This window comes from Paraburkholderia edwinii, from assembly GCF_019428685.1.
GTDB classification, from domain to species: Bacteria; Pseudomonadota; Gammaproteobacteria; order Burkholderiales; family Burkholderiaceae; genus Paraburkholderia; species Paraburkholderia edwinii.
Window position 1 is genome coordinate 1,959,977 of sequence record NZ_CP080095.1, and the last position, 23,191, is coordinate 1,983,167.

Consider the following 23,191-nt stretch of genomic DNA (forward strand, 5'->3'; position numbering starts at 1 on the left):
CGCGAGCGCGCGGAACAACCCTGCCTCCACGCGGAATGCGCCGACCTCGCAGGAAGCCGCATTGCGTGCCGAAATCGTGCACACCGCGCATGAAATGGAACGCCTCGGTATCAATCAGGGCACGTCCGGCAACGTCAGCGCGCGTTTCAACGAAGGCTTGCTGATCACGCCAAGCGGCGTGCCCGCCAGCGCGCTGACCGCCGGTGAAATCGTATGGCTGCCCTTCGACGTCGAAGCCGACGCGCCGGTCTTCGCGCAAAACCGCCCGTCAACCGAATGGCGTTTCCACCGCGACATCCTGCGCGCACGCGCTGAAATCGGCGCCGTCGTGCACACGCATTCGAGCGCGGCGACCGCGATTGCGATACATGGCAGGGACATTCCCGCGCATCACTACATGGTGGCGGCCGCGGGCGGCAATTCGATCCGCTGCGCGCCGTATGCAACCTTCGGCAGCCAGGCGCTGTCCGACTACGCGCTCGAAGCGCTGAAAGACCGCACCGCATGTCTGCTCGCGCATCACGGCGTGATCGCACTCGGCCGCGATCTCGCGAAGGCGTTGTGGCTGGCGAATGAAGTGGAAGTGCTCGCGAAGCAGTATCTGCTCGCGAGTCAGCTAGGCACGCCGCCGGTGTTGTCCGACGACGAAATCGCCGAGGTGGTGAAGAAGTTCAGCAACTATGGTTTGCGCCGCGCAAGCGGCAGCGACGGTTCCTGACGCGTAACGCACGGCGCGCGTCAGGAACCGGGTTTTGCAACGCAGTTTCGTTTGCCGCAGTTTCGTTGCACGAACGCCAGACCGGCCTTGCCGACACGGCGCACACAACTTGAACAATGGAGACATTCATGGCCTGGAACGCAGGAAGATTCGATCGCTGGACCTCATTCGGCCCGTCGGCCGCCGCCGTGCTGCTGTGCACCGCCGCCGTGCTGAGCGGCTGTTCGAAGAACGAATCGTCGTCGGGCAGTAATGCGGCGAGCGACACGAGCGCGCCCGCCGCGGCAAGTGCGGCGCCGGCCACGACCGCGTCGGGCGGTGGCGAGAACGGCGGCAAAGCGAAGATCGGCTTCTCCGTCTCGACGCTGAACAATGCGTTCTTCGTGGGCCTGAAGCTTGGCGTCGAGAAGGGCGCGAAAGCCGAAGGCTTCGAACTCGTGCAAACGAATGCGAACGGCGACGCGCAGCAGCAGGTCAACGATGCGATCAATCTGCTGAGCCAGGGCGTCACCGCGCTCGTGCTGAATCCGATCGATTCGAAGGCGATCATTCCGGCGGTGCAGAAGGCGAACCAGATGGGCGTGCCGGTCTTTACGCTCGATCGCGGTTCCGACGGCGGCAAGGTCACGTCGTTCGTCGCATCGGATAACGTCGCGCTCGGCCAGACGGGGGCCAAGTGGATCGCCGATCAGCTGAAGGCACGCTATGGCTCGCCGAAGGGCAATGTGGTCGACCTGATCGGCCTCGTCGGCACGACGGCCGCGACGGACCGCGAAAAGGGCTTTAGCGAAGAGATCGCGAAGTATCCGGACATCAAGGTTGTCGCGCGTCAGGAGGGTGGCTTCGATCAGGAAAAATCGCTGAACGCGATGACCAACATCCTGCAGAAATTCCCGCAAATCGATGCAGTGTTCGGCGCCAATGACGACAACACCGTCGGCGCGGAAAAGGCGATCGACAACGCGGGCCGCTATAAGCCGCTCGGCGATAAGGAACACATCATGGTGATCGGCGCGGACGGCACGGCCCAGGCGCTTTCCGCGATTCGCGCGGGCAAGCAGGACGCGACGATCTCGCAGAACCCGATCCAGATGGCCGCGAAATCACTGAGCTTCATTTCGGATTACATGGCGAAGAAGGAGGTGCCGGCGAACTACGCGTGGCCGACGCTTCTGATCGACAAGGCGAACATCGATTCGGACGAAGTGAAGAAATACGGGTTGTGGTCGCTCGAAGTCAGCCAGTAAGCGGCGGCATCGGCATGGCGCGTGCGTCGCGTCGAAGTCCCTCGTGGCTCGATGTCGACGTGACGTACGCACTTCATTGCATTGCCGCGCTTTCACGCACGCGTTAAAGCAGGACGAAATCACTCATGAATGCCGAAACGGGTTCGCAGCAGCACGAAGCCGTCGCCCGCGCCGAAGGGCGCGCGGGCGGCGCGCCGCCGTTGTTGCATATGGAAGGCATCGTCAAGAGCTTTCCCGGTGTCAAGGCGCTGCGCGGCGTGAGCCTCACGCTGCATGCAGGGCATGTGATGGCGATTGTCGGCGAGAACGGCGCGGGCAAATCGTCGCTGATCAAGACCCTGTCCGGCGCCTACGAGCCGGACGAAGGCACGATCGACATCAATGGCGTGCCGCTTGCGCGCGGCACGCATGCGGCCATCGACGCCGGCGTCGCGGTGATCTATCAGGAACTGTCGCTCGTCAACGATATGACAGTGGCCGAAAATTTGTTCCTCGGCCGCATGCCGGCAAGCGGCGGTTTCGTAAATCGCCGTGCCGCGGATCGCCGCGCGCGAGAAGCGCTCGTTCAGGTCGGGCTCGATAACGTATCGCCCTCGATGCGGCTCGGCGATCTGCCACTCAACAAGCGGCAACTCGTCGAAGTCGCGAAGGCGCTCGCACGCGACGCACGCATTCTCGTGATGGACGAACCGACCGCGGCGCTGCAACACGACGACATCGCGAACCTGTATCGCGTCGTGCGTCGTCTGCGCGAAGCGGGCATGGGCATCATCTTTATTTCGCATCATCTGGAAGAGGTATTCGAGCTCGCGGACTCGGCGGTCGTGATGCGCGACGGCGCCACCGTCGACGCACGGCCGATGTCGCAATGGACCGAGCAGGACCTCGTGCAGGCGATGGTCGCGCGCAACCTCGATTCGTTCTATCCGTGGGAGCCGCGCGAATACGGGCCGGTGGTGCTCGACGTGCGCGATGTCGCGAGCCCGCCGGTCGTACGGCATGCGAGCTTCAATGTGCGCGCTGGGGAAATCGTCGGCATTGCGGGCATTGCCGGCGCCGGCCGCACCGAATTGCTCAAGGCGATTTTCGGCGCGCAGAAGGTGACGGAAGGCGAAATCCACGTGCGCGGCCGCAAGGTCGATATTCATTCGCCTACGGCCGGCGTAAGCGCGGGCCTCGTCTATACCGCCGAAGACCGCAAGCTCGAAGGACTCGTGCTCGATGCGAGCATCGAAGAAAACGTCGCGTTGTCGAGCCTTAAAGCGCTCGCCACAGGCGGTTTCGTCAGCAGCGCAAAAAAACGCAAGCTCGCGCAGGAGGCCAGCGCACGCTTCGCCGTGCGCGCGCCGTCGGTGATGGCGATCACCGGCAATCTGTCGGGCGGTAACCAGCAAAAAGTGATTCTCGGCCGTGCCACCGCAACCGGCCCCGCAGTCATCATGCTCGACGAACCGACGCGCGGCATCGACGTCGGCGCAAAGACCGAGATCTACGCGCACATGATCGCGATGGCGCGAGCGGGCGCCGCGGTCGTGATGGTCAGCTCCGAGTTGCCGGAGCTGCTTGGCATGTCCGACCGCGTGCTTGTGATGTATCGCGGCCGTATCGTCACCGAATTGCCGCGCGACAAGGCCGATTCGGAGACGGTGATCCAATGGGCGACGACAGGAGTAGGCGCATGAATTCGACGGCAGCAAAAGAAGCCGATTCGCAGGCGTGGTCGACACGCGTGATCCGGCAATTACGCAGCGGCATCGGGCCGTTGTTCGCGGCACTGGTGATTATCTGCATCGTGTTGTCGTTCGCGTCGCCGGAGTTTCTGACGACGAGCACGCTGACCAACATCATGGTGCAGGTGTCGGTGGTCGGTATCGCGGCGGTCGGCGGCACCTTCGTGATTATCACGTCGGGCATCGATCTGTCGGTCGGCTCGCTGGTCGCGTTGACCGGCATGGTGGCCGCGACCTTTATGGCCGGTTCGCCGCCGGACGCACTGGGCCTCGGTCTGGTGGGGCTTGTCATCGCGCTTGCGGTGGGCGCGGGCGTCGGCGCACTGAACGGCTTTGCCGTCGCATGGCTGCGTCTCGTGCCGTTCATCGTCACGCTTGCGATGATGGCCATGGCACGCGGCCTCACGCTCGCGATTTCCGACGGCCGCACGAAGTTCGATTTCCCGAATGCGTTCACCGTATTCGGCGCGAAATCGATTGCCGGCTTACCGATGCCGATGCTCGTGATGCTCGTCGTGTTCGTGATCGGCCATGTGCTGTTGCGCAAGACGACGTTCGGCCATCAGGTGTTCGCGGTCGGCGGCAATCGTGAAGCGGCACGTCTCGCCGGTATTCCGGTGCAGCGCGTGATGTTCCTGACATACACGCTTGCCGGCTTGACCGCGGCGATTGCGGGCATCGTGCTCGCCGGGCGATTGAACTCGGCGCTGCCTTCCGCCGCGAACGGGCTCGAGCTGCAGGTGATCGCCGGCATCGTGATCGGCGGCACCTCGCTCGCAGGTGGGCGTGGCTCGATTGTCGGCACCTTTATCGGCGTCGTGCTGATCGGCGTGATCAACGTCGGCCTCTCGCTGCTTGGCGTGAACCCGTTCTGGACGCAATTCATTCAAGGCGGCGTGATTTTCGCCGCGGTGATGCTCGATGCGCTGAGCCAGCGCCGCAAGAACTGAATCCCTTTTCTTTTCAGGCAGACCAAACTCTGGAGAAACGCGTGAAAAAGATCATCAACCAGCCGGACCAATTCGTCGACGAAATCATCGAATCGCTGTTTGTCGCTCATCCTGGCTGGATCAAGCCCGCCACCGCAGACCACCGCGCGCTCGTGCGCGCCGATGCGCCGAAAGCAGGGCATGTCGGCATCGTGACGGGCGGCGGCTCCGGCCATATGCCGGGATTTCTCGGCTACGTGGGGCAGGGACTGTGCAGCGGCGTTGCGGTCGGCAATGTGTTTTCGTCGCCGTCGTCAGAGCAGATTTTCGAAGCGACGAAAGCCGTGAACGGCGGCGCGGGCGTGCTCTACGTGTACGGCAATTACGGCGGCGACGTGCTCAACTTCGATCTCGCGGCGGATCTTGCCGAGGCGGAAGGTATCGATGTGAAGACCGTGGTGCTGACCGACGATGTCGCATCGGCGCCGTCCGCGCGTGCGAGCGACCGGCGCGGTGTCGCGGGCATGGTGTTCGCGTTCAAATGCGGCGGTGCGGCGGCCGAACGCGGCGATTCGCTCGAAGACGTCGCGCGCATCACGGCCAAGGCGAACGACGCATGCCGGACGATGGGCGTCGGCTTGTCGCCGACCATTCTGCCCGCCGCGGGCAAGCCGACCTTTACGCTGCCTGAAGGTCAAATGGAAATCGGCATCGGCATTCATGGCGAGCCGGGCACGCATCGCGGCGCGCTGGAAACGGCCGATGCGATTGCGGACCGGCTCTCCAGCGAGATCCTGCGCGATCTCGCGGCACCGAAGGGTACGCGCGTTGCGGTGCTGGTCAATGGGCTTGGCGCCACGCCGCTCGAAGAACTGTATCTGCTGTATCGGCGCACCGCGAAGAACATCGCGGACCAGGGGCTCACGATCGCGCGCTCGTATGTCGGCGAATACGTAACGAGCCTCGAGATGGCGGGCGCATCGATCACCGTGATGAAGCTCGACGACGAACTCGAGGCGCTGCTCGCGGCGCCCGCGCGTTCACCGTTCTTTCGCGACTGGCTGCTGCCCTGAGGGCGTGTGATGGCCCGCGGTGGCCGGCGATGGCTGGCTTCCGTGGCTATCACACAAGCTCGGCGTCGCCTCGATGAACCGAAGTGAGGAGAGATTCGCATGGCCGTTTCCAGCAATGAAATGCGCGAGCGCGTGAGCCGCGCGCTCGATGCGCTGCCTGAGCATACCGACGAGCTACGCGATCTCGACGCGGCGCTCGGCGACGGCGACCTCGGCATCACCGTGCGGTCGGGTTCGAAGGCGGTGGTCGCGGCGTGGGCCGCGCTGCCCGCGGACGCATCGGCGTCGGACCTGCTGCTCGCCGCGGGCAAGGCGTTTTCGACCGCGAATCCGTCGACGTTTGCCGCGCTGGTCGGCGGCGGGTTGCTGGCCGCCGCAAAGACCGTAACCGGCAAACAGGCGCTTGAAAAAGCCGATGCGCTCGCAATCGGCCGCGCGATTGCGGCGCGCATCACCGAACGCGGCAAGAGCAAAGTCGGCGACAAGACGGTGCTCGATGCGCTCGTGCCGAGCCTCGATGTGCTCGAAGCATCGCAGGGCGATGCGACTGCATTGCTCGACTCGATGATCAGCATCGCGAAGGAACAGGTCGAATCGACGGCCGCGTTGCAATCGCAGAAGGGCCGCGCAGCATGGGTGCAGGAGCGCAGCATCGGGCATCCCGATCCGGGTGCGACTGCTTATCTGCGGTTTCTCGAGAAGCTGCGTAATGCGTTTGGAGCTGGGTGATCAAGTCGGCGCTTTACATCAATGCATTGAAGTGTTGAAGCGTCGATGCATCGATGCATCGATGCATCGATGTAGCGTGCTTTAGTAGCTAGTGAAAGGCTGCGTGCGCGATGCATTTCTGCAGTGCGGTTGTGAAATGGCGAAGCGCTCGCTTCGCGTAGCTTTGCAAGGCTTATAGCAAGGCTCGTAGCAGCGACTGACGGCAGAGGCTGACGGCGACGACCGGGCGTGCGCGGCATACCGGTTCGTGCGTCGATGCCGCGGCCGCGTCAGTGGCTCAGGCAGAGTCATTTGATTCATCAGGATGTAAATCCTATAGTGCTCGGGTCGCCAAAGCCTTACAGGGACCTCCTTCATGCCTTCCGAAACCGCTCGCGAGCCCGCGCAGACGCCGCGTCCCGGCCGCACCGTGGTGCGCCTCGTGGTGGCGACGGTTGCGACCGGCGTCGGCGCGGGGATTGGCGGCGCGCTGCTCGCGCTGCTGCTGCACGGCATTCAGCATGTCGCATACGGCTATAGCCTCGACAAGCTCGTCGATACGCTTACTTTTCTGCAAGGCGTGACCGATGCGTCGCCGCTACGCCGCGTGATCGTGATGTTCGTTTGCGGCGTGATCGCGGGGTTCGGATGGTGGGCGCTCCATCGTTTCGGCCGGCCGCTCGTCAGCATCTCGAAGACGCTCGCTTCGCCCGATGCGCCGATGCCGCCGCGCACGACGCTCGTGCATGTGCTGCTGCAAATCGTCACCGTCGCGCTCGGTTCGCCGCTCGGCCGCGAGACCGCACCGCGCGAACTCGGCGCCGTTATCTCCGGCTGGCTCGGGAAGGTGGCGCGGCTCACGCCCGCGGAGGTTCGTCTGCTGATCGCGTGCGGTGCGGGAGCGGGGCTCGCGGCTGTCTATAACGTGCCGCTCGGCGGTGCGGTGTTCGTGCTCGAAGTGCTGCTCGTCACGTTGAATGCGACCGCGGTGGCAATGGCGCTGGCCACTTCGGTGATCGCCGCGTTAATCGCGCGGCTCGGTCTCGGCGACTTGCCGATGTACGTCGTGCCCGTGCTCACAGACAGCACGAGTCTGATTATCTGGGCGGTTATCGTGGGGCCGATTCTCGGTGTCGCTGCCTATGGCTTCAGTTGGGTCGCGAAGAAGGCGGGTGCGGCGGCGCCACGCGGCGGCTGGCGCTTGCCCGTGTTCTGCATGCTGAACTTCACCGCGGTCGGCGCGCTCTCTATCTACTTTCCGCAATTGCTCGGCAATGGCAAAAGCGCCGCGCAACTGGGCTTCGACACCCATCTGACGGTGAGTCTCGCCGCCACGCTGCTCGCGCTCAGAGTGGTGGTGACGATCAGCAGCCTGCGCGTGGGCGCGTATGGCGGCGTACTGACGCCGAGCCTTGCGATCGGTTCGCTCGCCGGCATCGTGCTGGGCAGCGTATGCGGGCTTTTCGGCATCGGTTTGCCCACCGGCGCGTTTGCGCTGATTGGCGCGTCCGCGTTTCTCGCATCGTCGATGAATATGCCGATCACCGCGGTCGTGCTGATCGCGGAGTTCACCCATATGCGCGATGCGATGCTCGTGCCGATCGTTCTCGCTGTGGTGGGGTCGATCGCCGCCAACCGGCTGTGCAAAATGCTGGCGCGCAAGCCGCGGCGCGGCGCGCCTACGCAAGGCGCCTCGGTATAAGGCGCGTCGCTGTTTGCGCCAGGTACGCCCGTTGCTGCGCCGTATGCTCAGTAGTGTTCATGGAGCGCACGATGGCCACGACCAAACCCGGTACCGGCAAAGACAACCCCGAACCGCTCGATCCTTCTGAAGAGTCGCCGACTGAAACATCGAAGCCAATTGGCGACGCCATACCGACGCCGGTCGAGCCCGGCGTCAATCAGCCGCTGCCCGAGAAGAACGAGCAGCCCGAGAAAGACAATCAGGCAAATTCTGCCGACTCCGCAGACCCAGCCGACGCCACCGATCCATTAGGCGACCCGGACCCGCCGAAAGGCGTACCGGCGCCTGGTCCATCGGACTTTGCGCTGCGCGAATTCATCGGGAACCGGTCGCATGCCGGTGCTGCCTGACCTGAACACTCGCTGTAACGATCGCTGGAGGCAACACATGCATGCGGACCCCGCCATCCGACCCGATGCAACGAAACTCGATATCGAAGTATTCAAGCTGGCGCCCCACGACTGGGTGCCAAACAATCGCAAGCTGCCGGTCATCGTGTACCGGAACGCGCTGCAAACCGACCCGGATATCGACGCCGACGAGCGCGCCGTTGCAATCGAAGCGCTGTTCGAGGAACACCAGTGGCCGCCGCGCTGGCGCGACAGTATCTTCGACTATCACCATTTCCACTCGACCGCGCACGAAGTGCTCGCGATCGTGTCCGGCGAAGCCGATGTGATTGTCGGCGGCCCGCGCGGCCGTGTCATGCACGTGCGCGCCGGCGATGTGATGTTGCTGCCCGCGGGCACCGGCCACTGTCTGCAATCCGCAAGCGGGCGGGTCAACGTGGTCGGCGCGTATCCGGCGGGCAGCAGTGGGATATCCGCCGCGAGGCGCTGACACCCGAAGAATGCGCGGTAATGGAGGCGTTGCCGTTCCCGCCGTCCGATCCGGTGTCGGGTCGAAGCGGACCGTTGATCGATCACTGGTTGCGCGCCGGCGGAAGATAGAAGCAACCGCGGTGGCGCCGCGGCGCGCGATCAGAAGCATTCGAACGTAATTTCGATCGACTCGTTGTCGACGCCGCGCACGCCGATCGTATGCACCGAGATGGCGTGCATACGCTTGTTCTGCTCGCGGCAATACGCATTCGCGTGTTTCATTCCCGCATTGCGGATGCTGTTCCATGACGCAAAGCTGTTGCGCGCACGGCTCGTGATGATCATCGAGCCGTTCGGCCGTACTTCCACGTTCGATACCGCCGTGCAGGCAGTCAGCACGCTCACCCCAGCGAGCAGCAGACGTCTCTTCATGTTCCTCCCGAAGTGCGCGCATTGTGAGGGCGCGGCGGCCCCGACGGCAATAGGTACAAAGACCCGGTTCTCCCTCCGTCGACAATGTTTGACAACGGCGCGGCCGTTTTGCATATGGCATCGTGCGGCAGACAGTTGCGCGTTCGCTCGCAGCCGTCATCATACTGGCATCGGATCGCGCCCCCGTTCAGGCGAGGCACGACCCGTGTCGCGCGGCCGTGCCGTCGGTCGGCTGAACGACGCGATCAGATCGGTCGATGCGACCAGAGCGGTCAACGCGGCCAGAGCGAACAACGCGGCCAGAGCGAACAACGCGGCCAGAGCGAACAACGCGGCCAGAGCGAACAACGCGGCCAGAGCGAACAACGCGGCCCGCTTTCTGCCGACCGTAAGGAGAACCAAAATGAACGGCTGGATGCATGAGGTCTGGGTGGTCGCTCAGCGCGAGTTTTCCGACCTCAACGATGTGGCGAGCATCACGCAGCTCGTGATACGCCTGTGCGTGGCGCTCGTGCTCGGCAGCGTGCTCGGTTTCGAGCGCGAACTGGCCGGACGGGACGCGGGCTTGCGCACTCATATGCTTGTCTCGACCGGCTCCGCGCTGTTCGTGCTCGTGCCGTTGCAGGCGGGCTTCGCGCAGGACGACATGAGCCGCGTACTGCAAGGGCTCGTGTCCGGCATCGGTTTTCTCGGCGCCGGCGCGATCATCAAACTGAGCGCCGAACGTGAAGTGCGCGGACTCACGACGGCGGCGAGCCTGTGGTTCGCGGCCGGTGTTGGCGTCGCGGCAGGGCTTGGACGCGAGGCGACGGCAATTCTCAGCACCGCTATCGCGCTGCTGATTCTCGGGGGCTTGCGCGCGTTAAAGCGGTCGGTAGGGCCGCACGACACGTGAGCGTATCGTAAGGTTCGACCGCGCGAGATCTCCGGAACACGCTCCGATCAAACTTCAGGCGAACAATATTCGGGCGCTTCACGCTGAATCGTTTCGACAGCGACGAGGAGACATCGGCCCGTTTCGAATGACGCATTCCCGCGCGATACAACATCGGCATCGACGCGTGCGACAGGTGGGCCGATGGCAGCGGGCGTCTTGCAATCGTTCAGGAGTCGCGGAACGGCCGCATCGAACGTTATACGTTCGATGTACTGAAGCGCTGCTCTGACGGCATTGCGCATGCGCTCCGGCGCGACGGCGTGCGAAAGGGAGATCATGTCGGCATTTTTCTGTGCCAATCGGTCGAAACGGCAATTGCGCATGTGGCCGTCTACAAATGCGGTGCGATTGCCGTGCCATTGTTTGCGCTCTTTGGGCCCGACGCGCTGCAGTATCGCCTTGCCGACAGCGGCGTGCGCGCGTTCTGGCCTGCGCTGAATTCGACTTCCGAAGCGTTCGACGCGCCACCCACCTCAGCCGACGATCCGGCCGTGATCATCTACACGCCGGGAACGGTCGGCAAGCCGAAGGGCGCGCTGCACGCGCACCGGGTGCCGCCCGGACATTTGCCTGGCGTAGAGATGTGGCAAGGGTTCTTTCCGGACGGCGCGACGGCGATGTGGACGCCCGCTGACTGGGCCTGGATCGGCGGGCTCTACGACGTGCTGCTGCCGTCGTTGCATCACGGGTGTCGCCGTGCTCGCGCGACGCTTGGAAAAATTCGATGCGCCGGTGGCATTCGACTTCATGCAGTGGCACGCATGTCACGTATGCGTTCGTGCCGCCGACCGCGCTGAAAATGATGCGCACCATTGAGCAACCGGAGCGTTGGCGTTTCGCGTTGCGCGCGGTCGCACGCGGCGGCGAGTCGCTCGGCGCCGGGTTGACACGCAAGGCGATATCGCGGTGCGCGTGCCCGACCCTGTGATGTTTATCGGCTATTGGCGCAACGATGCGGCGACGCGTGACAAATTTCGTGGCGAATAGCTTGTGACCGGCGATACCGGCGTTGCGGACGACGAAGGGTTCATTCGCCTCGTCGGCTGCGACGATGACGTTATTACCAACGAGTCATACCGCATCCCGGGGCCGATCGAAGACGGCCTGTTGCGGCATCCGGTGGTGCGCATGGCTGCCGTGGTCGGCACGCCCGACCGGCAACGCACCGGGACGGTCACCGCGTTTGTCATGCTCAACGGCAGCTATGCTGCCTGACGATGCATTGCGCGCCGAGTTGCAGCAGCATGTAAAGACAAGGCTCGCCGCGCACGAATATCCGCGCGTCATTCATTTTGTGGGTGATCTGCCGTTAACGGCGACAGGCAAAGTGATCCGACGCGAACTGCGCGAATACGCGGCACGCGCGGCATTAGCAACTTTGCGGGACAACAATGTTCTGTAAAGCGCGGATATTTGATTGAAGCCATACAAAGTGTCGACATATTGTGGGCATCATTTTTTCACTTGAGCTATACTCAACCCCGCGCAGCTGGTAAATTCGGCTCGTTGGGCGGAGTTCATTAAAAAGATGTAGATGTTTGCATTTTTAACTTGACTAAAGCTCAACCAGCCTCTGATTTGTTCAGGTGAGGCTAGATGACTTCAGGGACCGATAAGGATCGCAAAAAATCGTGTGCGGGAACGACACTGGACGCTACTGACCGCAAACTATTGGCGTTGTTATCGGAAGACGCACGCCTCACGTACGCCGAACTCGGCAAACGCCTTCACCTTTCCGCGCCCGCGGTACATGAACGCGCGAAGCGCTTGCGTCAGGACGGCGTCGTCAAGGCAACCGTCGTCACGATGGACGCCGCAAAACTTGGCCGGCCTCTGCTTGCATTCGTGCATGTCGATACGACAAGCTGGATGGTCACGCGCCAGCTGCTGCAGCTCGAAGAGTTGCCCGATATCGAAGAGATTCATACCGTCACCGGCGAAAGCGCGATGCTTCTGAAGGTTCGCACGCGCGACACGCAAAGTCTTGAACGTTTGCTCGAGCGCATTCATTCAATCGAAGGCTTTGCCGGAACACGCAGCTATATTGCGTTGACCACCTATCTCGAACGCGGCCCGAGCCCGTGCGTGTAAGCATGCCCTGGTGCGTGCCTGGTGCGCTATTCGCATAACAGCGATTTCATCTCTATTTGCCTGCGCGGCGACAATCATTCGCCGCGCAGTGCCTTTTGCGCCGCGTTATCGATCGATACGTTTGAGCGACGCGGCGACGTCCTCGCGGAACTGACGCAGGCGGCGTAATTCGTCGCCATTCGGCGCGATTGCCTTCATGATGAGCCGGGTGACTTCCGACGCGGTAGCGGCGATGTCCGGTGTGCGATTGGCTTCGATATTGCGCCACAGGATGTGTTCCATCATGCCGAACAGCATGTCGCGCACGATCGACAGGCGGATCTCCGGGTCGATCTCGCCGGCCGCTTGCGCTTCCCGCAACGCGACCATGAAGCTCGCCAGATAGCGGCGTTTGAGATCGGCCAGATCTTCGGCGAACTCGCCATGCACCGTGCGCCCTTCGCTAAGGATGAGCGCGCAAAAACCTTTCGTATCTTGCATCAGGTAATTGAGGTGCCGCGTCACGACGTAGTCGATCTTGTTGCGCAAGCCTTCCGTGCGAGGAAAGTCCTCTTCCATTTGCGCGGTGATCATCGTGTACCAGGTGTAGAGCAATTCCTGGCAAAGCTCACGCTTGCTGCCGAAATACGTGAAGATCGTCGCCTCGGAAATGTTGAGCCGGCGCGCGATTTCCGCGGTCGTGCCGCGGTCGAAGCCCTGTTCCCCGAATACAACTTGAGCCGTATTCAGAATATCGATTACGCGTTGTTCCGAACGTGCGCCAAGAATCTTCGCAGCCAGTTTTGGGCTGGTGAATTTAGGCGATAGAACCACGAAACCCCCTGAGGATCGAGATTTGATTATTACTCAGGTTCGCGGAATGCTGCAAGTCCAAAACAAAACGTTATAAGGCATTCGGCATACGGTGCCACACGAAGTTAGACGATTGTGACTTTCTTCGCATTTCCGGGCTCTCGCGACCCGCTCACGCGCCGCGCTTTTTCTTACGATTTCATGACCATGAGATTCGCGTCTCTTGCGAGTACCCATTTGCCGTTGGGTTCCTTGCGTAAAACGGTCAAGGTATAGCCTGTGCGACGCACGGATTGCGCATTGGCAGCTGGTGTCATCGTCACGTCAAGGTAATTGCGTATGAAGGCCCAGTCACCAGATATCTGTAATTCCTCGATATCGCTCTTCGCTTCGAAATGCGCCGGCTTGAAACTTTCGGAGCCGGCCATAAAAGCCGTTTTGCCGAATGGCTTTTCGCCCGGCACCATAAAAACGGCGTCTTCGGCGATCAGGCTCGACACCGTGGCGAAATCGCCCGCCCGCGTCGCGGCAAGCCACGTATCCACGAGATCGCGAATCGCGCGTTCATCTTCGGTCATTTGTCTTTCCTCCATTCGTTTTGCATGGCGCTTTCGATTGTGCGCCACATGGTCCTGTCAGAGTTGAACCCGGGTTCAGGTCATTTTCGTAACGGCGCCAACGAGAGCCGAATGACGGAACAAATGGCCTTTAACTTGTGCCATTCGCGCAAGCGTTGCGGATATTACACAATGCTTGCTGAAAGCCGTTGCCAACTCAACTAAGATAGCCGTGTCCCGTCATAGGAGTCCCTTTGTCCAACTCGTCTTCGGAACGACGTCGGCCGAAGCAGGCCCGCGCGTCATTCGCACTCGACAGCATTCTCGAAGCCGCCGCGCGCACTCTCGAAGTACATGGCAAATCAGGACTGACCACTCAGCGCGTAGCCGACGCCGCGGGCTTCAGCATCGGCGCGCTCTACCAGTATTTCCCGAACAAGGAAGGCCTCGTCGAGGCTCTCGCGCGGCGCGAACTGGACCGTCTCACCGAACTGATGAGCAACGCGCTTGCCGATGCGGCGCCGTCCGGCACCGGCATCAATGCGCGCCGCATGATACGCGCCATGGCCGCGTTCATCGGCGACAGGCCGCGTCTCTACGGTATCCTGCGCGCCGAGTGGAGCGGGGCGGCACCCAACTCGCCGATCGGCGAGGGCCTGCAGCGCTACTTCCGGCTCATCTCGGATGCCTTGCATAACGAGAATCCCGACCTCGGCAAGCGCATTGCCGCCGACGAAGCGCGCTTCGTGCTGTTCCGTGCGATCTCGGGCGTGTTGCTCGCAACGGCGCTCGAGCGGCCCGGCTACCTTGGTACTCGCAGGTTCGAGGACGAAATGGTGCGCCTCATTCTCGGTTTCATCAGCCATGATCTGCCACTAGCCGTGGCAACGACAGATAGCGGATCGTCCGATAACGCCGATGCGCAGGGCGCATAAGCCGGTTACATTTGCGTGGAAGGCTAAAGTTATGAGGAATCCTCGCATACGGTGCGAGCCTCTTGCTTGACCTTTTGTGACGATGTCATATTGTCGGTCCGCGGACGGGCCAATCGTCTGTCTATTCTTTCCACTCGAACAAGAAAGCTTGTTGGGCGCCTGGCGATCGAATAGTTGTTATAAAACGCCTGGCCGTCACGGGGAAGGCTATGAATCATTACCAGCTGGAAACGGACATCCAGCACCTCGAGCAGGTGCTTACCCATATCTCGGCGAATGATCGGATTCCGCTTTCATACTGGCGCAAGCGCGTGGAGAGCGTTACCTCCGCCGCATCTGTGCCGTCACAACGCAGTCGCGTAAAGAAGCTTAACGAAGCTTTGCTTGCACTCGAAGCACGGGCCCAGTCGTAAAGTCTCCGGCCGCAAAGCGAAATGCCGCGAGAATGCGGCGAAGTGCGTGCGCCTGCATGCGCGCGCCTGCATCGGCGCGGCCCGTCTGCTGTCCGAACTGATGAAGTCCGGATTGAAATGGCATCCGGCGCAAGTGGCAACTTTTTCAATCGCATTCGCAGGGCTTGCAATTTTTGCGGCCACAAGCGCCGGTTCGCGCATTTCACGCCGTGCATGTCACCGTCGGACGACGCCCATCAGCAGCGTGATGAGGAAGATCACGATAAAGATAAAGAACAGCACCTTCGCGATCTCGGCGGCGCCGGCCGCTATGCCGCCAAAGACGAACACGGCCGCAATAATGGCGATCACGAAGAAGATGGCAGCGTATCGAAGCATGAGTTTCCTCCATCGTTGAGTAGCTGAATGGTCTGATCAATTCGCGTTTCGGCGGCCGTCGCGCGGATGCACCCGACTCGCCGACGCATCCACCAGAGCAACACCTGTGCCCACCTGTAACCATTGCGCGCCGATTTTTCCGGAAAATTTGCGGATATTTCCTTCGAATTTGCGGGCGGTAAAAAAGGCGAGTCGTTGCAAATACGCTTTTTATGCAAAATTCGGTTTAACGTTTGCGCGGCTTTATTGATAAGGGCTATTGAGCAATCGCATGTTTCATTCGGTAGTTTTTGCGCAGTCTATTTCGACAAAAGGCCTTTTCTTTGTGCGGCAGCGCACGTTAAAATGCGCGCCGATTCAGGGAATAGCGCTTCGTGAAGTCCGTTCGTTGCTGGTCTGCGATTTGAAGCGGAAATAGCCGCGTCGCAGAGAAAAAACCGGTGCGTGGGAATCCGATTCAGGAAGTCGCATAAGCCGTCGATAAGCAGGTAATTCGATGGTCCGGTTAAAAGCAATAAGCGAACGGACAGCCATCATGTCAACGGAGTTGAGGACGAGGGCGGCGAAGCCGCAATCGGCAGGCTTGCGCCGGTTTTTTTCGGCGTTTCAGGTGCGGCATACCGCGTGTGTATGGTCAACGCTCGCGGTCGTCATGCTCGGCGTGGGTGCCGTATCCGGACGCGGCGCGCAGGCACAGACGCAGACTCCCAACATTCAGGATGCCGTTGCGCCCGGCCAGGCATCGTCAGGCAACCGTGCCGCAAACAGCGCTGCGCCCAACGTCGCGTTCTTCGACGGCGCGCAACCGCCCATCAATCTGCTGCAGGCCTTCGACGCCGTGGTGATCGACCCGGCTAGCGGCTTCGACCCCGCCGGCTATCCGCTCGCACACACGGTATGGATCGCGCGTACGCATGCGGCGAGCGGCGACCCGTCTTCCTTCATCTCGCAACAGATCGAGCCGCTGTGGCAGCGCGGCTATCGTGGCTTCCTGCTCGACACGCCGACGGCGATTGCCGCGATCGACGCGATTCGCGCGGCGCATGCCGACGCGCGTCTGATCGTCGGCGGCGATGATGCGCTGGCGGCCGCGCTGCCGCATGCCGCCGCGCTCTATGCTGTGGTCGGTCCATCGCTCGTGCGCGGTGCCGCGCCGGGCGCCGGCATGCGCACGCTCGACGTGCCGGCCGACGAGCGTGCCGCGCGCAGCGCAGCCGCGCTTTCGTTCACGCAGCGCACCGGCGTGCCGGTCATCTCCGTCGAACTCTGCCCAGGCGACGATCGCGCCTGCGCGCGCGCGACCGCCGCACAGGTCGTGGCGAGCGGCGTCACGCCGTATGTGACGAACGTGTCGCGCAATGTGGTCGGTATCGGCGCGATCGAGGTGCTGCCGCGGCGTGTCCTCGTCGTGCAGGATCGCCCCGACGATCTGCCGCTCGACGAAACGCCCGGTGTGCGTGATGTCGCGACACCGCTTAACTACCTCGGCTATGACGTCGAATACGCGAACGTCAACGATGGCTTGCCCGACGATGTGACGCCGGATCGCTATGCGGGCGTCGTCGTCTGGCTCGAAGGCGATGAAGCGCGCGACGCCGCCGCGTGGCGCAGATGGGTCGACGCGCGCATCGCTTCGCACGTGCCGGTTGCGTTTATCGGCCAGTTTGGTTTCGACGCGGCCGAAGACGAAGGTCCGGCGCTCGATTTGCAGCCGGTCGCGGGGCCGTTTACGGAACCGGTTAGTGTCGTGTCGCGCGACCCGATCATCGGCTTTGAGACGGACCCCAAGGTTGGTCCGCGCGATCTGACGGGCGTGCGTGTCGGCGCGGCGAGCCATTCGCTGTTGCGCGTGAAGTCCGGCGAAGCGACGCTCGACCCGGTCGCCATCACGCCGTGGGGCGGTTACGCGCTGAGCCCGTACACCGTCGTTTCGCTGAACGGCATCGGCCAGGAGCGTTGGGCAATCCAGCCGATCAGATTTTTCTCCGACGCGCTCCGCTTGACGCCGATGCCGGCGCCGAGCGTGACCACCGAAAACGGCCGGCGTCTTTTCATGACGCACGTCGATGGCGACGGCTTCGCGTCGCGCGCGGAATTTCCGGGCGCCGACTACTCGGGCGAAGCGCTCTATGAACAGATATTCACGCGCTACAAGGTGCCGATGACGCTGTCGGTGATCGAAGGCGAGGTCGGGCCGAAAGGCCTGTATCCGCAGATCTCGCCGCGCCTCGAAGAGATCGCGCGCAAGATGTTCGCGCTGCCTTACGTCGAGATCGGCACGCATACGTATTCGCATCCGTTCGAATGGGAGAACGTCGACGCGAAGACCGGCGAACGGATCGATCGCGGCGGCGGCGACACCGCGTTCTCGCTCAACATTCCGAACTACAAATTCAACATTGATCGCGAGATCACGGGCTCGATCGACTACATCAATTCGCGCCTCGCGCCGCCGGGCAAGAAGACAGTCGTGCTGCAATGGCCAGGCAACTGCGAGCCGCCGGCGATCGTTGTGCGCAAGGTGTACGCAGCGGGCGTCGACAACGTCAACGGCGGCGACACGGTCATTACGAAGAGCGCGAACAGCTGGACGAATATCGCGCCGATCGGCGTGGCGAAAGGGCCGGGCGCTTACCAGGTGTACGCACCGAACCAGGACGAGAACGTTTATACGAACGACTGGCTCGGACCGTTCTACGGCTTCACGCGCGTACTCGAAACCTTCGATATGACCGACCGGCCGCTGCGCTTCAAGCCAATCGACATTTACTACCACATGTACAGCGGCACGAAGATCGCATCGCTGCGCGCGCTCGACCAGATCTTTGCCGCGGTGCTGAAGCAGCCGGTGCTGCCGGTGAAGATCACCGACTACACGCATAAGGTGCTCGATTGGCGGACCTTCGCGGTGGCGCGTGAAGTGCGCGCGGCGAATCAGGAAAATGCGGCGGACAATACCGCGGCCCTGGCGGGGAGCACGTGGATCGTGCGCGGCAACGGGGAGGTGCGCGAGCTGCACTGGCCGGGCGCCAATGCGCCGGACCTGCGCGCATCGCGCGGCGTAACCGGTTACGCCGCGGGCCCGGACGGCACGTACATTCATATCGCCGACGGCGCCGCACGCGTCGCATTCGATACGCCGTTGCGCGATGCAATCGCAGCGCAACCCACGGCAGCATCGGCCACAGCAACGGTGGCGGCAACCCGCTCGCCAACCCAGGCCGCCTCGTCGAACACCATGCCCTATATCTCGCAAGCGAACGGCTTCGTGCGCGACTTCAAACGCGACGGACGCGGCATGACCTTCGCATTCGGCGGTTATTACCAGCCCTTCGTCGAGCTCGCGAATGCGCAGCGCTGCAGCGTAAGCGTGGCAGGCCGCCCGGTCGCCGCGAAGCGTGACGGCACGAAGCTGCGTTTCGATACGGCGCCCGCCGCCGGTCTGAACGTCGACTATCAGCCCGTCGAGGTTTCGTGCAATGGCTAATCCGGCGGCGAATGTGGAAACCCAAACGGCCAGTTCCGCGGCGCAGAAGCGCCCGCGCATCGTTTCGACATGGCTCGTGCTGACGCTGGCCGCCGTGGTGCTCGCGACGATGTACGCGGTGGCGCCGCGCGGCGGCATGCGTCAGCGTATTGCATCGGTCGGCGCGCCGAGCGATCTGTCGGTCGCTTATCTCGAAGCGTGGTCGCGCGTGCAGCCGGACAATGAAGAATTTCTGTCGCTGCTCGGCGCGCAGTATCTGTATCTGGGCCGCGCCGACGACGCAGAGCGCGTCGCCGCACGCATGGATGCGCTGCATACCAACGACATGCGCCGCGCCGCAACGATGCTGCGTCTCGGCGTCGCAGAGCAGCGCACCTTCGCGCTCGTCGAAACCGATCCGCGCCGGGCGGCCTCGCTCGACGACCTGCGCGCAAAGTTGTCAGCGGCGGCAAACGAGCAATGGGCGCCGCGCGATCTCGAATGGCTCGCGCAGCGCGCGGCGGCGGCCGGGTTGCCGCGCATCGCGCTGGAGCTCTATGCGCAGTTGTCGGCGCACGATCCGAAAGGGCGCAACGAGTGGGACACGCAGATCACGCGTTACGCGCTGCAGGTTGGCGACTATCACGCGGCTGCCGATGCGTGGTTCCGCAAGCAGACCACCGCGCAGACGCGCGATGAAGCGCGCCGTTGCTTTATTGCGGGCATCCGCACGCTGCAGTCGGGCAATCTGCTCGACGACGCGCTCGCCGCGGCCGACGCGCATCTCGGCACGCTCTCGAACGACCCGGCGACGCTGATCGTACTGTTGAATCTCGCACGCGCGGCGAATCGGCCCGAGGCAATCGATCACTATGCGCGGATGCTGGCGCAGTATGCGCAGGCGCAGCCCGATGAACCGCACGCGCCGGGTTCACCGCACGCGCCGCGCGCGCTCGCATTGGCCGAAGCGCATGGCGATCTGGCCGCGGCGTTTGCGATGGCTGTGAAGGCGCAGGCTCGTGCACACACGCATTCGCGTTCCGCGTCGTATGCGTATATGGATGGACCGGTCGTGCGTCGCGCGGCGAGTGGGCCGTTCGCCGGCCGCAACGGCGTGCGTTTGATCCGCGTCGCGGCATCGACGCAGCCCGCTGCGGCGGCGCCCGCGCAACCGGCTGCGCCGGCCGCCGCGTCGACGGCCGCCGCGTCACTCGCTGCAGCCTCATCAAGCGCGGCATCACCGGCCGCGGCATCATTAGCCGGCGCGAACGGAAACGTAGCCGACGTCGTCTACAACGCATTCGTCGAATCGGGCGACCTCGCGAGCGCCGAGAAAATCGCCGCACAGCAGGTGCAGCGCGACCCGCGCTCCGTGCTATGGGTCAAACGTCTTGCGCAAACGGCCGAATGGAACCGCGACGCGCCGCGTGCGCTGAAGTCGTGGCTCGACTACGCGCAGCTGTCGGACGATCCGGTCGGCTGGCAAAACGTGCTGCGCCTCGCGCCGATGCTCGACGACGACGAAGCGTATCTGACCGCGCTCGTCCATCAGGCGCGCCAGACGCCGAACGACCTCAAGCTGATCGACAACGTCACCGCAACCTACGAGCGCCTCGGCCGCCCCGACGACGGTCTTGCGTTCCTGCGTTCGTTGCCGCGCGGCACGAATGCCGACGCGCTCGATCAGCGCATCGGCGGCCTCGCGGAACGCGCGGGTCACGACGACCAGGCGCTCGCCGCCTATCGCGCGGTGCAGGCGCGCCATCCGAACGACGCGAACGCGGCGCTGCGCACTGCGAGCGTGCTGTATCGCGCGGGCGACTATCGCGCGTCGTTTGCGGCCTTGAAGCGCGCGCGTGCGGGCGCTAGCGACAAGGACGAGGATTTCTGGCGCGACTACGCGGAACTTGCGCGCCTGCTGCAGCTCGACAACGAAGCGAACGACGCGTACCAGCATCTGCTCGCAAGCGGTGCCGCAACGCCCGAAGAGCTCGGCGAAATGACGTACTTCTACGACCCGTATCCGATCGACGCAGGGCGCGTGGCCGAGCTGCGCTATCGGCGCGATCACACGCCGCGCGCGCTGCAGGATGCGATCTTCTACTACACCGACGCGCAGGCCTACGACCGGATCGCGACGCTGCTCGCGAGCCTCACGCCCGAAGAGTTGCGTGCGGCGGAAGCGTCGCCGGGCGTGCTCGCGATGCGCGCCGAATACGCGCGTCTGACCGACCGGCCGCTCGATGCGCTTGCGGATCTCAAGCGTGCGGTCGAGCTGCCCGATGCGACGTCGGACATGCGCGCCGCGTATCTGTGGACGCTCGTCGACTACGGCAGCGACGCGGAGCTGAAGCTCGCGCTCAATCGCTGGCGCGGCAATATCGATCGCAGCGCCGCGCTGTGGGAACCGTATGCAGCCGCCGAGATGCGTCTGAACCGGCCGGTTGCCGCGCTCGAGTATCTGCGCCGCCAGGCCGGCTCACTGTCGCGCGATCCGCTGTGGCTGCTCACCTATGCCGATGCGCAGGAAATGGCGGGCCACGAGGAACTCGCCTGGTCGATTCGCCACAAGGTCTGGCTGCAGCTGCAACAGGACTCGGCCGCGCTCGCGAAGCTTCATGGCGCCCAGCGCGGCGCGCTGCGCGGCCGTACCGCGCAGGATGCCGAAACACTGGCCGATGTACGCGGCCGACGCGTTGCGCTATCGACCGACTACACGACCGCCGACGCATCGGCCGCGCTGCTCAACGATCTGCTGTCGACGCAAGCCGCGCCGCCCGATATTTCCTATGTTCGCCGCACGCTGCTCGGCAGTGGCAATGGGTTGCCCGGCGGCGCGCCCGACGCCGGCGCGAAACTGCCGCAAAACAGCCGTCTGCGCGATGCGGTTGCAAAAGAAGTGGCGATCGCATGGGCGCTGTCGCACGAAAGCAACCCGCTCGCGAAGCGTTGGCTTGCGCAGCAATATGCGGCGCGGCTCGCGCGCCCCGCGGATGCGCAATTGACCATCGCACTGGCGAACAACGACGTGCCCGAGATGGAGCGCCTGCTTTCGCAGGAACGTTCGCGGCTGCCGATCGCGGACCGCATCGACGCGACGATTGCGGTGGATCAGCCCGATCGCGCTCAACAGATTGCGTTCGAAGGCTTTGAAGGCGCACCGGAAGATACGGCCTTGCATACGCGCGTCACCGAAACGACGCTCGACTGGCCGCAATCGATCGACGCGACGGTCACGAGTCACGTCGAGCATCCGCTCGACTACATCGAGCAAACGCTCGCGGCGAGCCGCAAGATCGCCGAACGCTATATGGTCGGCGTGCTCGGCGTGCAGAACTTCCAGCACTCGACCGATATCACGCAGCTCGTCAATGTGCCGTCGGTGGACCGGTCGCTGAGCATCTATGGCGAACGCCAGACGCGCGATACCTCGTTCAGGATCACGGGCGGCCGGCGCGACGCGCTCGCGAGCTTCTATACGTTCTCGGTCGCCGCCGAAACGGGCCGCAATTCGCCGCTCACGCTCGGCGTGCACGCGGGCCGCAATCAGGTCGCCGACGAAACGCAAACGCTGCAGGTCGGCGGCATGAAGGACAACCTCGTCGGCGATTTCACCTATCGCGTGACCGAGCGCATCACGATTACCGGCAGTATCGAAGCGGATCGTTTCTACAGCCAGGCGCGCAGCTATCTCGGCAGCGGCGTGCTGTCGAACGGCGAAATCAGCTATCGCTTTCACACCGAATATCCGGACTACACGGTGCGCGTGGTCGGCACGCATGGCGGATACGGCGCAAGCGGCAGCGCGGATCCGCTGATCTCGCGGCTGATTCCCGCAGCGGATCAGCCCGCGGTCGCAGGCGACTTCATACCGGACACGTACACGCAATACGGCCTGTACTTCGGCTTCGGCAACGACCTGCTCGAACAGTACACGCATCGCTGGCGACCGTTCCTCGACGTCGGCATCCTGCACGATTCGAATCAGGGCTGGGGGCCGGACCTGAGCATCGGCGTGGCGGGCACCGTCTTCGGCGGCGACCATGCGGCGCTCTTTATCCAGCATCAACGTGTATCTAGACTCGGTACGCCGGTCACGCTGATGGGCGCGAGATACAACTGGTACTACTGATGGGCAGGGCAGGGGCGAATCGACAAGAACGCGGCAACGCAAAACGTAATGAACAGGAAAGGAGTGGTTCGATGAACACGAGAGACAA

The 23,191-nt window shown here is 63.2% G+C and carries 20 protein-coding genes and 2 pseudogenes; 16 read left to right on the forward strand and 6 right to left on the reverse strand.

All coding sequences use genetic code 11. From position 1 onward, the window contains the following. The first annotated feature begins 94 nt into the window (after positions 1-94). The 9 genes and pseudogenes from KZJ38_RS08775 (at position 95) to KZJ38_RS08815 (ending at position 9,099) form a co-directional block, all read left to right on the forward strand. Entirely contained in the window at positions 95-718 is a 624-nt protein-coding gene (locus KZJ38_RS08775) for a class II aldolase/adducin family protein (protein ID WP_246641744.1), read from the forward strand. Positions 719-846: 128 nt separating this feature from the next. Next, the gene (locus KZJ38_RS08780) at positions 847-1,965 is read left to right on the forward strand and encodes a sugar ABC transporter substrate-binding protein (protein ID WP_219799680.1); all 1,119 of its coding nucleotides are present in this window, start codon (positions 847-849) and stop codon (positions 1,963-1,965) included. 125 nt (positions 1,966-2,090) lie between these two features. After that, positions 2,091-3,647 (forward strand): sugar ABC transporter ATP-binding protein, encoded by a 1,557-nt coding sequence (locus tag KZJ38_RS08785; protein ID WP_219799681.1) that lies wholly within the window; start codon positions 2,091-2,093, stop codon positions 3,645-3,647. Next, complete coding sequence (locus KZJ38_RS08790) at positions 3,644-4,645, forward strand: ABC transporter permease (protein ID WP_219799682.1); 1,002 nt, start codon at positions 3,644-3,646, stop codon at positions 4,643-4,645. The genes KZJ38_RS08785 and KZJ38_RS08790 overlap by 4 nt, the downstream gene beginning before the upstream one ends. A 41-nt stretch (positions 4,646-4,686) precedes the next feature. Next, positions 4,687-5,697 (forward strand): dihydroxyacetone kinase subunit DhaK, encoded by a 1,011-nt coding sequence (locus tag KZJ38_RS08795; RefSeq protein WP_219799683.1) that lies wholly within the window; start codon positions 4,687-4,689, stop codon positions 5,695-5,697. 99 nt (positions 5,698-5,796) lie between these two features. Further along, positions 5,797-6,426 (forward strand): DAK2 domain-containing protein, encoded by a 630-nt coding sequence (locus KZJ38_RS08800; protein WP_219799684.1) that lies wholly within the window; start codon positions 5,797-5,799, stop codon positions 6,424-6,426. 355 nt (positions 6,427-6,781) lie between these two features. Further along, positions 6,782-8,107 (forward strand): chloride channel protein, encoded by a 1,326-nt coding sequence (locus KZJ38_RS08805; protein ID WP_219799685.1) that lies wholly within the window; start codon positions 6,782-6,784, stop codon positions 8,105-8,107. Between the two features lie 71 nt (positions 8,108-8,178). Then, complete coding sequence (locus KZJ38_RS08810) at positions 8,179-8,499, forward strand: hypothetical protein (protein ID WP_219799686.1); 321 nt, start codon at positions 8,179-8,181, stop codon at positions 8,497-8,499. A gap of 37 nt (positions 8,500-8,536) precedes the next feature. Beyond that, positions 8,537-9,099, forward strand: a pseudogene (locus KZJ38_RS08815) (cupin domain-containing protein). A gap of 30 nt (positions 9,100-9,129) precedes the next feature. On the opposite strand, the gene KZJ38_RS08820 reads toward KZJ38_RS08815, so the two are convergent. Further along, the gene (locus tag KZJ38_RS08820; protein WP_219799687.1) at positions 9,130-9,402 is read right to left on the reverse strand and encodes a hypothetical protein; all 273 of its coding nucleotides are present in this window, start codon (positions 9,400-9,402) and stop codon (positions 9,130-9,132) included. A gap of 159 nt (positions 9,403-9,561) precedes the next feature. After that, positions 9,562-9,768 carry a hypothetical protein gene (locus KZJ38_RS08825; RefSeq protein WP_219799688.1) on the reverse strand — a complete coding sequence of 69 codons (207 nt, stop codon included), beginning with the start codon at positions 9,766-9,768 and terminating at the stop codon, positions 9,562-9,564. Positions 9,769-9,805: 37 nt separating this feature from the next. Here KZJ38_RS08825 and KZJ38_RS08830 point away from each other — a divergent pair, with 37 nt between their 5' ends. The 3 genes and pseudogenes from KZJ38_RS08830 to KZJ38_RS08840 all read left to right on the forward strand — a co-directional run bounded on the left by KZJ38_RS08830 (position 9,806) and on the right by KZJ38_RS08840 (position 12,430). After that, on the forward strand, positions 9,806-10,297 hold the full coding sequence (locus KZJ38_RS08830) for an MgtC/SapB family protein (protein WP_219799689.1): 492 nt from the start codon (positions 9,806-9,808) through the stop codon (positions 10,295-10,297). Between the two features lie 134 nt (positions 10,298-10,431). Further along, positions 10,432-11,741: pseudogene (locus tag KZJ38_RS08835) on the forward strand (AMP-binding protein). Positions 11,742-11,935: 194 nt separating this feature from the next. Continuing rightward, positions 11,936-12,430 (forward strand): Lrp/AsnC family transcriptional regulator, encoded by a 495-nt coding sequence (locus KZJ38_RS08840; protein WP_075157521.1) that lies wholly within the window; start codon positions 11,936-11,938, stop codon positions 12,428-12,430. A gap of 105 nt (positions 12,431-12,535) precedes the next feature. Here KZJ38_RS08840 and KZJ38_RS08845 read toward each other — a convergent pair whose 3' ends face one another. Beyond that, a complete protein-coding gene (locus tag KZJ38_RS08845; RefSeq protein ID WP_219799690.1) occupies positions 12,536-13,243 on the reverse strand; it encodes a TetR/AcrR family transcriptional regulator in 708 nt (235 codons plus the stop codon). Between the two features lie 170 nt (positions 13,244-13,413). After that, complete coding sequence (locus KZJ38_RS08850; protein ID WP_219799691.1) at positions 13,414-13,800, reverse strand: YybH family protein; 387 nt, start codon at positions 13,798-13,800, stop codon at positions 13,414-13,416. 233 nt (positions 13,801-14,033) lie between these two features. Here KZJ38_RS08850 and KZJ38_RS08855 point away from each other — a divergent pair, with 233 nt between their 5' ends. Both KZJ38_RS08855 and KZJ38_RS08860 read left to right on the forward strand, forming a co-directional pair. Continuing rightward, a complete protein-coding gene (locus KZJ38_RS08855) occupies positions 14,034-14,714 on the forward strand; it encodes a TetR/AcrR family transcriptional regulator (protein ID WP_219799692.1) in 681 nt (226 codons plus the stop codon). Between the two features lie 209 nt (positions 14,715-14,923). Beyond that, positions 14,924-15,127 (forward strand): hypothetical protein, encoded by a 204-nt coding sequence (locus tag KZJ38_RS08860; protein ID WP_219799693.1) that lies wholly within the window; start codon positions 14,924-14,926, stop codon positions 15,125-15,127. A gap of 216 nt (positions 15,128-15,343) precedes the next feature. On the opposite strand, the gene KZJ38_RS08865 is transcribed toward KZJ38_RS08860, so the two are convergent. Both KZJ38_RS08865 and KZJ38_RS08870 read right to left on the reverse strand, forming a co-directional pair. After that, entirely contained in the window at positions 15,344-15,505 is a 162-nt protein-coding gene (locus KZJ38_RS08865; RefSeq protein WP_219799694.1) for a DUF1328 family protein, read from the reverse strand. Between the two features lie 36 nt (positions 15,506-15,541). Next, on the reverse strand, positions 15,542-15,706 hold the full coding sequence (locus KZJ38_RS08870) for a hypothetical protein (RefSeq protein WP_219799695.1): 165 nt from the start codon (positions 15,704-15,706) through the stop codon (positions 15,542-15,544). Between the two features lie 334 nt (positions 15,707-16,040). Between KZJ38_RS08870 and KZJ38_RS08875 the strand changes: the two genes are divergently transcribed. Together KZJ38_RS08875 and KZJ38_RS08880 are read left to right on the forward strand one after the other, a co-directional pair. Next, a complete protein-coding gene (locus tag KZJ38_RS08875; protein ID WP_246641692.1) occupies positions 16,041-18,992 on the forward strand; it encodes a polysaccharide deacetylase family protein in 2,952 nt (983 codons plus the stop codon). Then, entirely contained in the window at positions 18,985-23,103 is a 4,119-nt protein-coding gene (locus KZJ38_RS08880; RefSeq protein ID WP_219799696.1) for a tetratricopeptide repeat protein, read from the forward strand. The genes KZJ38_RS08875 and KZJ38_RS08880 overlap by 8 nt, the downstream gene beginning before the upstream one ends. Positions 23,104-23,191: the final 88 nt, after the last annotated feature.